14 protein-coding genes are annotated in these 14,287 nt (G+C 65.4%); 6 read left to right on the top strand and 8 right to left on the bottom strand.

Features of this window, described 5'->3' with window-relative positions; translation table 11 throughout:
• Window position 1: 1 nt before the first annotated feature.
• Window positions 2-937, bottom strand: a complete 936-nt coding sequence (locus tag QOL62_RS09650) for a ribose-phosphate pyrophosphokinase (protein WP_103727961.1) — start codon at window positions 935-937, stop codon at window positions 2-4.
• A 183-nt stretch (window positions 938-1,120) separates the two neighbouring features.
• Window positions 1,121-2,101, bottom strand: a complete 981-nt coding sequence (gene glpX / locus QOL62_RS09645; protein ID WP_103727960.1) for a class II fructose-bisphosphatase — start codon at window positions 2,099-2,101, stop codon at window positions 1,121-1,123.
• Between the two features lie 171 nt (window positions 2,102-2,272).
• Here glpX and QOL62_RS09640 point away from each other — a divergent pair, with 171 nt between their 5' ends.
• Complete coding sequence (locus QOL62_RS09640) at window positions 2,273-2,620, top strand: hypothetical protein (protein WP_103727959.1); 348 nt, start codon at window positions 2,273-2,275, stop codon at window positions 2,618-2,620.
• A gap of 34 nt (window positions 2,621-2,654) precedes the next feature.
• Here QOL62_RS09640 and QOL62_RS09635 read toward each other — a convergent pair whose 3' ends face one another.
• Together QOL62_RS09635 and QOL62_RS09630 are read right to left on the bottom strand one after the other, a co-directional pair.
• Window positions 2,655-3,962 (bottom strand): homoserine dehydrogenase, encoded by a 1,308-nt coding sequence (locus QOL62_RS09635; protein ID WP_283406074.1) that lies wholly within the window; start codon window positions 3,960-3,962, stop codon window positions 2,655-2,657.
• 89 nt (window positions 3,963-4,051) lie between these two features.
• Complete coding sequence (locus QOL62_RS09630) at window positions 4,052-4,897, bottom strand: hypothetical protein (RefSeq protein WP_103727957.1); 846 nt, start codon at window positions 4,895-4,897, stop codon at window positions 4,052-4,054.
• 366 nt (window positions 4,898-5,263) lie between these two features.
• Here QOL62_RS09630 and QOL62_RS09625 point away from each other — a divergent pair, with 366 nt between their 5' ends.
• The 4 genes from QOL62_RS09625 to QOL62_RS09610 all read left to right on the top strand — a co-directional run bounded on the left by QOL62_RS09625 (window position 5,264) and on the right by QOL62_RS09610 (window position 7,899).
• Complete coding sequence (locus QOL62_RS09625) at window positions 5,264-5,929, top strand: energy transducer TonB (protein WP_103727956.1); 666 nt, start codon at window positions 5,264-5,266, stop codon at window positions 5,927-5,929.
• A 68-nt stretch (window positions 5,930-5,997) separates the two neighbouring features.
• Window positions 5,998-6,765, top strand: a complete 768-nt coding sequence (locus QOL62_RS09620) for a MotA/TolQ/ExbB proton channel family protein (protein WP_283406073.1) — start codon at window positions 5,998-6,000, stop codon at window positions 6,763-6,765.
• A gap of 141 nt (window positions 6,766-6,906) precedes the next feature.
• The gene (locus tag QOL62_RS09615; protein WP_199183758.1) at window positions 6,907-7,440 is read left to right on the top strand and encodes an ExbD/TolR family protein; all 534 of its coding nucleotides are present in this window, start codon (window positions 6,907-6,909) and stop codon (window positions 7,438-7,440) included.
• A gap of 24 nt (window positions 7,441-7,464) precedes the next feature.
• Complete coding sequence (locus QOL62_RS09610; RefSeq protein WP_103727953.1) at window positions 7,465-7,899, top strand: ExbD/TolR family protein; 435 nt, start codon at window positions 7,465-7,467, stop codon at window positions 7,897-7,899.
• Window positions 7,900-7,971: 72 nt separating this feature from the next.
• On the opposite strand, the gene QOL62_RS09605 is transcribed toward QOL62_RS09610, so the two are convergent.
• The 4 genes from QOL62_RS09605 to QOL62_RS09590 form a co-directional block, all read right to left on the bottom strand.
• Window positions 7,972-10,467 carry a ligase-associated DNA damage response DEXH box helicase gene (locus tag QOL62_RS09605; protein WP_283406072.1) on the bottom strand — a complete coding sequence of 832 codons (2,496 nt, stop codon included), beginning with the start codon at window positions 10,465-10,467 and terminating at the stop codon, window positions 7,972-7,974.
• Between the two features lie 69 nt (window positions 10,468-10,536).
• Entirely contained in the window at window positions 10,537-11,928 is a 1,392-nt protein-coding gene (gene pgmG, locus QOL62_RS09600; RefSeq protein WP_283406071.1) for a phosphoglucomutase/phosphomannomutase PgmG, read from the bottom strand.
• A gap of 83 nt (window positions 11,929-12,011) precedes the next feature.
• Window positions 12,012-12,296 (bottom strand): J domain-containing protein, encoded by a 285-nt coding sequence (locus tag QOL62_RS09595; RefSeq protein ID WP_103727951.1) that lies wholly within the window; start codon window positions 12,294-12,296, stop codon window positions 12,012-12,014.
• Window positions 12,297-12,305: 9 nt separating this feature from the next.
• Entirely contained in the window at window positions 12,306-13,118 is an 813-nt protein-coding gene (locus QOL62_RS09590; protein ID WP_103728561.1) for a division plane positioning ATPase MipZ, read from the bottom strand.
• Window positions 13,119-13,285: 167 nt separating this feature from the next.
• Between QOL62_RS09590 and panC the strand changes: the two genes are divergently transcribed.
• Entirely contained in the window at window positions 13,286-14,149 is an 864-nt protein-coding gene (panC, locus tag QOL62_RS09585) for a pantoate--beta-alanine ligase (protein WP_103727950.1), read from the top strand.
• Window positions 14,150-14,287: the final 138 nt, after the last annotated feature.

The following is a 14,287-nucleotide window of genomic DNA, read 5'->3' as shown; positions in this document are numbered from 1 at the left end:
CTCAGTCGAACAGGCTCGACACCGAGCTTTCGTCGGCGATGCGGCGGATCGCTTCGCCGACCAGCGGGGCAATGGTGAGGATGCGGATCTTGTCGGAAGCCTTGGCGGCCTCGGTTGCCTGGATCGAATCGGTGATGACCAGTTCCTTGAGAGCCGAACTCGTCACGCGGCTCACCGCAGCACCCGAGAGGACGCCGTGCGTGATGTAGGCCGTCACGCTGACGGCGCCGGCATCCATCAGGGCCTGCGCCGCATTGCACAGGGTTCCGCCCGAATCGATGATATCGTCGATCAGAATGCAGGCGCGGCCCTTCACGTCGCCGATGATGTTCATAACCTCGGACTGGCCCGGACGGTCGCGACGCTTGTCGACGATCGACAGCGGCGCGTTGTCGAGGCGCTTCGCAAGAGCGCGGGCGCGCACCACGCCGCCGACGTCGGGCGATACCACCATCAGCGACTGGTCGCCGTATCGCGCCTGGATGTCCGCCGCCATGACCGGCGCGGCAAACAGGTTGTCGGTCGGGATATCGAAGAAGCCCTGGATCTGTCCCGCGTGCAGGTCGACCGAAAGAACGCGGTCGGCACCTGCCTCTGTGATCAGGTTGGAGACCAGCTTGGCCGAGATCGGCGTGCGCGGGCCGGGCTTGCGGTCCTGCCGGGCATAGCCGAAGTAGGGAACTACCGCCGTGATGCGCTTGGCCGAGGCGCGACGCAGCGCGTCGATGCAGATCAGCAGTTCCATCAGGTTGTCGTTCGCGGGATAGCTCGTCGGCTGAACGACGAAGACGTCCTCGCCACGCACGTTCTCGTGAATTTCGACGAAGATCTCCTCGTCAGCGAAGCGGCGGACGCTGGCGTCGGTCAGCGGCAGTTCGAGATACGCTGCGATCGCACGCGCGAGCGGCAGGTTGCTGTTGCCGGACATGATCTTCATTTTGGCGAATCCCCGTGACGTTTCCTGGCGGTCTGTCGTTGGGACCGGCCCTGTAGCCTGGAGAGCCGGGAATGCAAGAGAGCGGGCCCTCTTTTCGCTGGTCGAGACCCACGCCCCCAACGAAAAAGGCCGGCCTCGACATCGTCGAAACCGGCCTTTTCGGATCCTTCGGGGAGCCGCCGATCAGATGCGGTGTTCGCCCTTGATCCAGCGGACGGTGCCCGAGCTTGCGCGCATGACGACGCTTTCCGTCGTCATGACGCCGCCCTTGCGGCGCTTCACGCCATCCAGCAGCGAACCGCTCGTGACGCCGGTCGCCGCGAAGATGCAGTCGCCCTTGGCGAGATCTTCGAGCTTGTAGACCTTGTCGAGGTCGGTGATGCCCCACTTGTGCGCACGGGCGCGTTCGTCGTCGTTGCGGAAGAGCAGGCGGCCGTTGAACTGTCCACCCACGCAGCGCAGCGCAGCGGCGGCAAGCACGCCTTCGGGAGCGCCGCCCGATCCCATGTAGAGATCGATCGTCGTGTCCTCGTCCGTGACGGCGATGACACCCGCGACGTCGCCGTCACCGATCAGTACCACGCCGCAACCCAGCGAACGCAGTTCAGCGATGAGTGCCTCATGGCGCGGACGGTCCAGCACACAGACGTTGATGTCCGAGGGCTTCACGCCCTTGGCGGCCGCTACCGCCTCGACGTTCTGCGTAGGCGTCTTGTTGAGGTCGATGATGCCGTCCGGATAACCCGGGCCAACCGCGATCTTGTCCATGTAGACGTCGGGCGCATTCAGGAGCCCGCCTTCCTCCGCGGCGGCGAGCACCGCCAGGGAGTTGGGTCCGGCTTTCGCCGTGATCGTCGTGCCTTCCAGCGGATCGAGAGCGATGTCGATCTTCGGGCCCTTTCCAGGAGCACCGCCGACCTTCTCACCGATGAAGAGCATCGGCGCTTCGTCCCGCTCACCCTCGCCGATCACGACGGTGCCGTCGATGTAGAGGCCATCAAAGGCCTTGCGCATCGCTTCGACTGCGGCATGATCGGCTGCCTTCTCGTCGCCGCGGCCGATGAGATTGGACGCGGCGATGGCGGCGGCTTCGGTGACGCGCACCATCTCAAGAACCAGGACGCGATCGAGTACGTGACTTGCAGGGGTATTGTTTTCGGGCATGTTCACTCCGGATTAATCCAGGGAGGAAGGGTTTTAACCGCTTAGACAGAGGATTTTGAATTGTCGAGAAGCTGGATATACCTTTTCGCACTCGCAATAGCGGCCCCCGTCCCGGCGATTGCTCAACAAGCCCCGCCCGCTTCGGAAAGCGACCGGGCAATCGCTGAAAAGATGCTGGGGACCGGCGGACGAATTACGCGCGATACTTCGCGCAACGCCTGCCTGCGCACTGTCCGGCAGGGTGAGATCGTGGTCTGCGCGCCTGAAACGGACACGTACAGGGTCCCCTCCACAAGCGATGACGATCCCACCGGTGCCGGGGCCGACGACGGGCGCCTGCGCACACCGGACGTTTCCGGCAACGGCATCTTCAAGGGCAAGCCGACAATGGCCGGCCTTTGCGTGATCCCGCCATGTCCGCCAGAGCAGCCTTACATCATCGACCTGTCGACGATACCTGAGGCACCTGCCGGCTCCGACGCGGACCGGATCGCGAAAGGAGAGCTTCGCGCCCGCTGATCGTGCGGCGGGCCGCCGTCCGGAGGAGCCTGCCTCAGGCGCCGATTATTTGCATGACCAGCGGCTGCGCGGCCAGGCTTTCGGAGCCGTCGAGGATCCGCATGGCCTCGGTCACCGCACTTTCCGGCCCGGGGTGCGTGACAACGGCAAGGATCACTTCGCCATCCTGGTCGGGATCGCCCTTCTGGATCAGGCTTTCGATCGATACGCCCGCATCACGCATGGCAGCGGTGATATCGGCCAGCACGCCCGGGCGGTCGGGCACGGTGAAGCGGATGTACGAGCTGCCGACACGGTGGCCGGTCTCTGCCGGCTCCATGACTTCCAGTTCACGCGCCGGCATCGAGAACGCCGCGCTCTTTTCCCCGCGCGCGATGTCGATGATGTCCGCCACGACCGCGCTTGCGGTCGGCCCGTCGCCTGCGCCCGCACCCTGGAACAGCAGGCGTCCCATGAAGTTGCCCTCGGCCACGACGGCGTTGGTCGCGCCGTCGACATGGGCGAGCGGATGGTCGAAGGGAACGAGGTGCGGGCGGACGCGCTGGAAAAGGCGCGGAGATCCGCAGGTCATGTCCACCCCGGCCATGCCGAGCAGACGGATGACGTAGCCGAGCGACCGTGCCTGCTCGATATCGGCCGCCTTGACCCGGCTGATGCCCATCGTCTCGACCGCATCGAAGCGCAGCTCCGATCCGAACGCTATGGCCGCGAGGATGGACAGCTTGTGTGCCGCGTCGATGCCTTCGATATCGAAGGTGGGATCGGCTTCCGCATAGCCCAGGCGCTGCGCCTCGGCGAGAACGTCCGCGAAGTCAGCCCCTGTGTCCTCCATGGTGGAGAGGATGTAATTGCAGGTGCCGTTGAGAATGCCGTAGACCCGATCGATGGCATTGGCCGCCGCCCCTTCGCTCAGGCCCTTGATGACCGGGATACCGCCCGCCACCGCGGCTTCGAACTTCAAGGCCACACCCATCGCCTCGGCTGCGGAGGCAAGCTCCAGCCCGTGATGCGCGATCATCGCCTTGTTCGCGGTCACCAGGCTCTTGCCGCCGGCGATGGTGTTGCGCGCCAATGCCAGCGCCGGACCATCGGAACCGCCCACCATCTCCACGACGACGTCCACATCCCCGCGAGAGGCCAGCGCCGCCGTATCATCGACCCAGTCGTAGGCGGAAAGGTCGACCCCGCGATCCTTCGAACGGTCCCGCGCGCTGACCGCAGCGATGCGGATCGGCCGGCGGGCGCGGCGGGCGATCAGCTCCGCATTGGTCTCGATGAGACGGACGACGCCAGTGCCGACTGTACCCAGTCCGGCAAGCGCGATATTCAGCGGTTCGGCCATGCTAGCTCCTTGTTCGGAGCGGCCACTAAGGCAGGCGGATCGTAATTTCCAGCAAGAACCGGCCTGCCCAGGCTTCGATGCGTGGCTGTTTATTTCAAATTGCGCATGCAGGGCGCGAGCTGCGCCACGACCAGACGATAGTCGGAGAGCGCCTGCTGCCGTTCCGCGAAGGTGCCGGACTGAGTCACGTCAGCGGGAGGATTGCGAGGAAGGAAGCACGCGAGCCGGTACCATTCCAGCGTTTCGGGTGCGGGCGGCCGCCCCACCGCCGCAACCAGTTCGGAAAACGACGCGCCCCAGACGGGGGGCTGCCCCTGCTCATGGCTGACGGTGATGGATGCGGCGGAGTTGTCGTGCGTCTTCAGGAAGATCTGCGTCTCTCCCTGTCCCGCCAGCGTTCCCGGCACGAAGAGGAGTTCACGCACACCGGTGATCCTGGCGGGCGCGTCCGGCGCGACGAGCGCCTCAAGCACGGAGCGCAGCCGCGCCTCGCGCGCGGGCGTCCACAGGAGTTGCGCCCTGGGGCGGACAAGCTGCAGCTCTCCCGGCCTCCCCGGCACGGCACGCGCGAAAAGCAGCACATCCTCCTTCTTGAGCTTGGGCGCCTTCCCTTTGGCGTCCAGCGGAAGATCGACCAGGTAGCGGATGGACTCGCCAAGCGGGCTGCGGCCCATCAGGAGCGTCCGGGTCTGCGCCTCTACATAGAACCGGCCATGGCCCGGCGTAAGCCCGGGCGCCCGCTGGTCCTCGATGCGCGTCGTCGAAGCGACCTGCGCCCGCACGACCAGACCGGCCGATTCGGCAAGCCCCGCAATATCGGCATAAGCCAGTTCGTTCGTCGTCCCCGGGGTGGCCTGACCGCTCGCCGCAAGCGGCGCCAGCATCAGGCAGGCACCTGCGAAGGCTGCGGCAAGTGGGCGCAGTTTCAATGACATGACCGGTGATCTCCGTGGTAAAGGGCGCGGGTATAACCGCTTGGTGAAGCCATTTCAAAAAGGCACTGGATCAAATTCTCCCGAGGGGGCATGAATCGCGCGTTAACTCCGCGCAGGCTGATAAGGCGTTGCGCGGGGTCGGCTTCAGGGTTAAGACCCCGACAAATTTGGGGTGAAAATAACAAAAACCCCTCGGTTCGCCTCCCGTTTCTTGTTGTTCACGGACAGGTAGACTGTTAGCCGTCAGGGTGGGTAATTTGGAGTTTCGTCATGGGGTCCCCCTTCCGGGTGGGAAACCATGGGCGCCCTTGGGCATGTGTTTCAGGCACCTCTGTCCGGGGCTTGGTAATGGAGTGATGCGTCTGAATGGCTTACGCTGACCAGCAGATGAGCGGTAGCAAGGTTACCGCTCTTGTCATTGTCGCCTTGATCCATGTCTTCGTCGGCTATGCGCTCGTCACCGGCTTGGCCTATGAGGCGGCGAAGAAGGTCATCAACAAGGTGACCACCGTGGATATCAAGGAAGAGAAACCGAAGGAGGAAGAGCCACCGCCGCCTCCGCCGGAACAGCCCGATACGCCGCCGCCGCCCATCGTGGCGCCGCCGCCGCCGATCAATATCGCCCCGGCCCCGCCGCCGGTGCAAACCGTGATCACCCCGCCGCCGGCGCCGCCGGTGGTTATCCAGACCGCGGCTCCCCCGCCGCCGCCGCCGGCACCGCCGCCGGGACCGTCCAAGGCTCGTGGCGTCAAGCCGAAGGGCCAGGCGAGCTGGGCAGGTCGCATCCAGGCGAACTACCCGACCCGCGCCGCTCGCGAAGAACGTGAAGGCCGCGTCGGCGTTCGCGTCACCGTGGGTGCGGACGGAAGGGTCAGCGCGTGCTCGGTGTCGAGCTCGAGCGGCAGCCCCGATCTGGACGAGGCAGCGTGCGACGGTATGCAGCGCTATGCGCGCTTCGACCCCGCCCTGGACGACGGCGGGAACCCGGTTTCGTCCTCGTACTCGACCGCGATCGTCTACAAGCTCAACTAATCTCCAAGGGGTCGGCCCCGACAGCGGCTCCCGACCACAACCTGCATTCTTCTTGAGAGGTAACTCGCATGCTTATCGTTGACATCCTTGCCGCTGCCGGCGAAGCCGCGCCGCAGAACAAGTTCGGCTTCAAGGAAGCACTCGAACAGGGCGGTTTCATCGCTTACGCGACCGTCATCATCCTGGGCATCATGTCGTTCGGTTCGTTCTACATTCTGTTCACCAAGTGGTTCGAACAGTCGAAGATCCTGCGCCAGTTCAACGCCATCCGCACCAACTTCTGGCGCGCCCCTACCCTGCGCGAAGGCGCTGCCAAGCTCGAGAAGAACAGCGCATGGCGTCAGCTCGTCGAAGACGGCCTCGCCGCTGAAGACCAGCACGCCAAGATGACGGACTCGCTCGAGGCCCACGACTGGCTGCACGGGTCGCTCGCTCGCTCGGAGCAGACCATCAACGCACGCCTTGCTTCGGGCCTGCCGTTCCTCGCCACCGTCGGTGCGACCTCGCCGTTCATCGGTCTGTTCGGTACCGTCGTCGGCATCTACCGCGCTCTGATCGCCATCGGTCTCGCGGGTTCGGCTTCGATCGACAAGGTCGCCGGTCCGGTCGGTGAAGCTCTCATCATGACCGCGCTGGGTCTGCTCGTCGCCGTTCCGGCCGTGCTTGCCTACAACTACCTGCAGGCTCGCAACAAGCGTATCGCCGAACTGCTGACCGGCTTCTCGAACGACGTTCTCGCGAACATCAACTCGAAGGGTGCCGTGAAGCCCGCCATCGCTTCGGCGAAGGCTGCTCCGGCTCCGGCCAAGCCGGCTGCCGCTCCGGCCAAGCCGTAAGAGCACGGGGACCAATGCGGATCGGTTACTGCTCTTTCAGCGGATCGGTCCGCCCCCGTCGGGGTCAGGTAAAGGCGACGGCAGGAAGCATGCGAATGGCCGTCGCCGGCCCCCAGGCAACGCAAGGATTAGGATAAGACTATGGCGATATCCACGGGCGGAGGCGGTGCAGAGACACCGATGTCCGACATCAACACGACGCCGCTCGTCGACGTCATGCTGGTGCTGCTCATCATCTTCCTGATCGCGGTTCCCGTCGCGATCCAGACGATCGAGAAGCTGCGCATCCCCGTCATCGAAGCCGTCGAATCGAAGGACAAGGTCGAAAACCTGCTCCTCACCGTTTCGACAACGGATGCCTCCGGCAAGAGCGCCGGCGAGCCGGGCTTCCAGGGTGCGAACCGCGGCGGTGAATGCCGCATCTACATCAACAATGTGACGCCGGTGACTTCCGAGGAACTGCGCGACCAGGCCTTCAAGCGTCTTGACGCAATCGTGAAGCGCGAAGGTGGTCCGCAGGCTCTGATGACGAACCCGGATCTCATCCCGCAGGTCCACATCCGCGGTGACGTCGAAGCGCCCTGGCGCTGCGTGGCCGGTGCGATCTACAACGTCCAGATTTCGGGCTACCCGACGGTTGGCTTCATCACCAACCCGATCGACCCGAACGGCTGACGCGCGGAACAGGAGTAACATCTCATGGCAATGTCAGGCGGCAAGGACGATGGTTCGCCGATGATGGAGATGAACACGACGCCGTTGATCGACGTCATGCTCTGCCTCCTCATCATGTTCATCATGTCCATTCCGGTTGCGACGCACTCGATCGATATCGATCTGCCCGTAGCCACCCCTCCGACGGACACGCCTCCGCCGATCGATCCGGTCAAGAACAAGATCGTGCTGACTCAGGACAGCAAGATCATGTGGAACGGCACTCAGATCGACCAGGCAAGGCTGATCCAGACCCTGCAGGCGACCACCCGCATGAACCCCGAGCCGGAACTGCAGTTCCAGCCTGAGCCGGAAGCCAGCTATGAGCTGTCGGCGCAGGTGCTCCAGGTCATCAAGGGCTCCGCCGTTACGAAGTTCGGCTTCGTGGGCAACGAACAGTTCGCGACCTTCGGCAAGTAAGCCGAAGTTGGCAGACTGGTCCGAGAGGACACCTGAAAGGGGCGGAACTTTCCGCCCCTTTTTCTTTGCGCCTCAGTCTTCCCCGCGTTCCCGATCTTCCGGCAGCGCATCCACGCGCATCGCGACCGAGGCCAGGCTCTCCGCCTCCAGCAGCAGGTCATCGTCGGCCGCGCCCGATGGCAGGCGCTCGCGGCCCACCATCGAAAGCGCGGGAACGGCTAGCGGGCTGATGCGGTCCAGCCAGACATGATCCACTTCCCGTGCCGCGCGATCGAGCACGTCGCCCACTCGCCCGATGTCGGTCATGCGGGCGCGGGCATCGGCCCAGGCCGCCTGGATCAGAAGGTGATCCGGCTCGTATTTGCGCAGGACGTCGTAGATGAGGTCGGTCGAGAAGGTGACCTGCCGCCCCGACTTGCGCTTGCCCGGCTGCTGCCGCTCGACGAGGCCCGATATCACCGCCACCTCCCGGAAGGCGCGGCGCAGCAGGTACGACTGCTGGATCCAGTCGACGAATTCATGCGTGAGGATGTCCGGCGAGAGCAGCGAGGCTGGATCCCCCACCGGTTTCAGGCCCCATACGATGAGAGTGTAGTCCGTGGCCACGAATCCGAGTGGCCCCAGCCCCCGATCTTCCATCCGGCGGGTGATCAGCATGCCAAGCGACTGATTCGCGTTCCAGCCTTCGAAGGTGTAGTAGCTCGTGTAGCACAGGCCCTGGTGCGGAAAGCTTTCCACCAACAACCGTCCGGGCGCCGGCAGGTGTGAGCGCCAGCCCTGAACCTCCAGCCACTCCCGCACGTCGTCGGGAAACCGCGCCCATCCCGCCTGATCGCAGAGCATGGCCCGCACGCGATCGGCAAGGTGCGTTGAGATCGGCATGCGTTGCCCCATGTAGCTGGGTATCGTGGCCGAGCGGTTCGCGGCCCGCACGATGAGGTCGAGATCCTTGAGCGCCTCGACTTCAAGGTCCATGCCCGCAAAGCGAAACGTGTCGCCGGGACCGAGGCTGGCGCCGAAACCCTCCTCCACCCGGCCAAGCGACCGCCCGTTGCGGAACCGCACGTCGAGCATCTCGGCATCGACGATGATGCCCGCGTTCAGGCGATGGCGGGCCGCATGTTCGGGATGCGCCAGCCGCCAAGTCCCATCCCGTTCACGCACGATGCGACGAAACCGGTCGTAGGAGCGTAGCGCATATCCGCCGGTCGCCACGAACTCGAGCACGCGCGCGAAGACCGCCTCGTCCACCCAGGCATAGGACAGCGAGGAGCGGACCTCGGCCAGCAAGGCCTCTTCCCGAAACGGCCCGGCGCAAGCGGCTCCCATGACATGCTGCGCCAGCACGTCCAGGCCCCCCGGCCTGAAGGGATCGCCGTCCCGCTGCCCCTCGCGGACGGCCTGCTGCGCGGCGAACGCCTCCAGGAATTCGAAGCGGTTGCCCGGCACCAGGATCGCCTTGCTCGGCTGGTCCAGCCGGTGGTTGGCGCGACCGATCCTCTGCAGCAGGCGCGAAGAGCCCTTTGGGGCACCCATCTGCACCACAAGGTCGATATCGCCCCAGTCGATGCCAAGATCGAGGCTCGCCGTGCAGACGAGAGCCCGGAGTTTGCCGTCGGCCATGGCCGCTTCGACCTTCCGCCGCGCTTCCCGCGAAAGGGAACCATGATGGATCCCGATCGGAAGGTTTCCTTCGTTCGCGTCCCATAACTGCTGGAAAATGTACTCGGCGAGGAAGCGGGTGTTGGTGAAGACCAACGTTGTGCGATGCGCCCGGATCTGCTCGATCAGCTGCGGGATTGCCCATGTCGCCGCGTGCCCGCTCCAAGGAATGCGTTCCTCGCGCGGGAGCAGTATCTCCACCTGCGGGTCGGCGCCGGGCTCCCCCTCCACCAGTTCGACGCTGTCGATCTCCCCCCACGGAGCGAGCCATCCTCGGTACTCGTCCGGATCGGCAAGCGTAGCGGAGAGCGCCGCGCGCTGCAGGGTCGGGCTGATCGCCTGCAAGCGCGACAAGGACAGGGCGAGCAGATCGCCGCGCTTGCCCGTGGCGAAGGCGTGAACCTCGTCTATGACGACATGTCTCAGCCCTCTGAAGAGCTCGGGCGCTTCAGGGTAGCTGAGGAGCAGCGACAGCGACTCGGGCGTGGTCAGAAGTACGTGAGGCGGCCGCGCCCGCTGCCGCGCCTTGCGGTCGGACGGCGTATCCCCACTGCGTGTCTCCACGCGAATCGGCAGCTTCATCTCCTCGATGGGTGCGAGCAGGTTGCGCTGCACGTCCGTCGCCAGAGCCTTTAGCGGCGAGACGTAGAGCGTGTGCAGACCCTCAGGCAAAGCGCCCCCGGCCAGTCTCGACGGGCAGAACGCGGCAAGCGTGGGCAGGAAGCCGGACAGCGTCTTGCCGGCGCCCGTGTCGGCGACCAGCAGGGCGTGTCCGCCTCGGTCGGCCGCTTCCAGCATCTCGCGCTGGTGGCGCCGTATCCGCCACCCCCTCCGGTCGAACCAGTCGGCTATTTCAGGCGGCACCAGGCCGGGCGCGGTGTTCAGCGGAGGCATCGGGACGAGCATATCGGAACGGATAAGGAAAAGCACCGAAAGCCTTACGGTTTCCGGCCTCACACGCATCGCGCCGGGCGGCTACGTTCTTGAAACTCCCGACATGCGCAACTGCTCGTCGATTACCGCGACGAGGCGCCCTAGGCCCTCTTCGGTGGCACTTTCCGCGCGCGCAGTCAAAGCTGCCTGAGTGTTGGAGGCTCGCAGCAACCACCAGCCGTCCGGAGTGTCGACCCGCACGCCGTCAATGGCGTTCACCTGCGCGTTCGAAGCCGCGAGCCGGGCCCGCACCTCTTCCACGACCGGGAATTTCCGCTCCTCCGCTACGGGGAAGCGGAGCTCGGGCGTGTTCACCACGGCCGGCGCGGCATCGTGAATTTCGCTCGCCCGCGCCCCATCGCGCACGAGACCGGCGATCAGCCGGATCGCTGCATAGATGCCGTCGTCGAACCCGAACCAGTCGTCGGCAAAGAAGAAGTGGCCGCTTGTCTCGCCGCCAAGGACAGCCCCCGTGGCTTTCATCCGCGCCTTGATGTGGGAATGGCCCGAGGGCGCCATCTCCGCCTTCCCGCCGAGCCGGTGGACCGTATCGAACACCGATGACGATGCCTTCACATCAGCGACGACGCGCCCGCCCGGCTTGCGGCTCAGAACATCACGAGCGAAGGCTATGAGCAGGCGGTCGGCGTTGAGGATACGGCCACTGGCGTCGATCACGCCCAGCCGGTCCGCGTCGCCGTCGAAGGCGACGCCGAGGTCAAGGCCATTGCTCCTCACCCGCTGCCGCAGGTCCAGCAGGTTGGCTTCTATCGTCGGATCGGGGTGGTGGTTCGGAAACCGGCCATCCACCCCTGTATGGAGAAGATGATGCTCGCCAGGCAGCAGCGCCGCCAGACGCTCAATCACCGGTCCGGCTGCGCCGTTGCCCGTGTCCCAGGCCATGCGCAGAGACGACAGCCGCTCCGCGTCCACTCCTTCCAGTTCCTGCATCAGCCGCGAAACGTAGGCCGGCAGGATGTCGCGTTCTTCCACCTTCCCCGGCGCGGCCGGCATGTCCCAGTCCCCAGCAGCCGCCATGATGCCGAGGCGGGCGATGTCTCGGCCAAAGAAAGGAGCGCCGCCCACAACGAGCTTGAAGCCGTTGTGATCGCGGGGGTTGTGGCTGCCGGTGACTTGGATGCCGGCCTGCACCGTGCCGATCGTCGCCTCCGCGAAATAGAGCATGGGAGTGGCGGCGAGCCCGATGCGCACCACCTCGATGCCGGTGCGCACGAGACCGTCGACCAAGGCGGCTTCCAGGGCGGGGGAACTCAGCCGTCCGTCGCGCCCAACGACGACGCTGCATCCACCGCTGCGCCACAGATGCGTGCCGAAGGTACGCCCCAGAGCAAAGGCATCCGCCTCGACCAGCGTTTCGCCGAACACACCACGGATGTCGTAAGCGCGCAGCACTTCGGCGCTGAACTCATGCATCGCGCGCTCCCGCGCGTTTGCCAGGCTCCACTTTGTGCCTGCCGCCGATCACCCTCCCCTGCAGCCCCGGCGCAGGCAGCGGCTCAGCCATCCGATGGCAGCTGGGAGAGCAGCAGGTCCCGCGCCGCGTTGGCTTCGTGAACCTGCTCGGATGAACCGCCCCTGTCGGGATGGACCTGCGCTACCCGGCGGCGGTGCGCTTCCAGAATGCGGCGCCTGTCCACATCGCCGTCGATGCCGAGAAGGGCGCGCGCGCGGGCCGCTTCGAACGAGGGCGGCGCAGCCTTGCGCATCTGCCAGGGCCAGCGTCCCGCGACCATGCGCCAGACCACGCAACCCAGCGCCAGAAGCCACAGCAGCTTGATCATCGCCGCGCGTCAGCCTGCATCCGCCAGCGCCGGCTCAGACCCGGGCCGGCTGGGCATCGGCAGGTTCAGGCCGGCCACCAGCCCGCGCAGTTCCTGCCGCGCAACCAGGTGGCTCGTACCCAGATCCCCCAGGTGTCCCTTGTCGAGGAGGGTGAGGCCGGAGGGAAACAGCTCACGGAAAATGACGCGTTCGGAAAGGCCCGCCGCCACCCGGAAGCCGGCCCGCTTCGACAACTCCTTCAGCGCTCCGTCGATACGCCGCATGTTGCGTGCTTCAACGTGCTGCACGCGGTTGCGCACCACCACCCAATCCAGTTCCCGCCGTCCTTCGTTGATGGTCTTTAGGCCCCGCTTCTTGCGAGCCTCCCACATGACCTCCGCATAGAAGGACAGGCGCTTCACCTTGAAGGTTTCGCTTTCCACCTGGCCGAGAAGATCGAAATCAACGAAGCTGTCGTTCAGCGGAGTCACGAGCGTATCAGCCGTGGTCGCAACATGGCGGGCGAACGGATCGTCGCGGCCCGGCGTGTCGAATACAAGAAAATCGTACCCTTCCGCGATCTGCTCGGCCAGTTCGTCCAGCTCATTCACGTCATCGCCGTCGTATACGGCGAAGCGCGCACCCGGCAGCGCGATGTCGCGGCTGCGTTCCGTCTCGATGCGGTTTTCGAGATAGCGGAACAAGGTACGCTGGCGGTGGTCAAGGTCGATGCACGCCACATTGGCGCCCTGGTACGCCAGCGCGATGGCGACGTGGACGGCCGTGGTGGACTTGCCGGTGCCACCCTTTTCGTTGGCGAAGACGATGCGATGCGCTGTCACGTGACCGTATTCCTGCTCGCGGACCGGTAACCCGGCCGACTGTTCCCTGTCCACCGGACAGCCGAGCCGCACCGGTAGGTTCAAATCCATTGCCCCCGTAGGCGCGCCGGGGCTATGGGCCCGTGCGACTTTCGGTCGCGCGCATCATACCGGAGCAGCGAAGCCCAATGCAAATCCTCCATGCCCTTGATCCACTGCGCAATGCTGTCAACGCTCTTCGCGGCAGGGGGACGGTCGCTCTCGTCCCGACCATGGGCGCTTTGCATGAAGGGCACCTGACTCTCGTTCGACAAGCGCGTCAGCAGGCCGAAAGCGTGGTGGTATCGATCTTCGTGAACCCGCTGCAGTTCGGCGCGAACGAGGATCTCGACGCCTACCCCCGGCAGTTGGCGCGCGATTCAGCCCTGCTTGAAGCCGAAGGCGTCGACATCCTCTGGGCCCCCACGGTCGACGCCATGTACCCGGCGGGCTTCGCCACCAGCGTTTCGGTGGCGGGTGTCAGCGAAGGCCTCTGCGGCGCGGCCCGGCCCGGTCACTTCGACGGCGTGGCGACCGTGGTATGCAAGCTGTTCAACCAGGTCCTGCCGGACGTTGCCCTCTTCGGTGAGAAGGACTGGCAGCAGCTTGCCGTCATCCGACGCATGGCGCGCGACCTCGATCTCAGCCGCCCTTGCGCGAGCGCCATCCTCGGCGTGCCCACGGTGCGCGAAAGTGACGGGCTGGCGATGTCGTCACGGAACGCGTACCTTTCAGCCGAGGACCGCGCGCGCGCCGTAGCCTTGCCGCGCGCCATGAAGACGGCCGTCGCGGCGATCGAACAGGGTGCCGTCGTGGCCGAAGTGCTGGCGCAACTGAGGGAGGACATAGTGGCGGGCGGGTTCCTGTCCATCGACTATGCGGAACTGCGCGATGCCGATGATCTGACCGCGCTTTCCGCTCCTGGCGGTAATCCGATGCGCCTGATCGTGGCTGCGCGGATCGGCTCCACCCGACTGATCGACAACATGCCGGTTTCACCGCCGGCGCACTGACGAAGCTCCATCAAAAGGGCTCCTCCGCGCGGGTGAAACCGCGGGGTCTCCTATCCGGAATAGATCGGCCTGTGTCTTGAAGGGCGATTGGCGGGTGCCCGGCATCCTGCCAGATTGCGGGAATGATAGAGCAAGAAC

The organism is Novosphingobium panipatense (assembly GCF_900182875.1).
GTDB lineage: Bacteria > Pseudomonadota > Alphaproteobacteria > Sphingomonadales > Sphingomonadaceae > Novosphingobium > Novosphingobium panipatense.
Note: the sequence above shows the minus strand (reverse complement) of the source record. Positions and strands in the feature narration are given on the sequence as shown.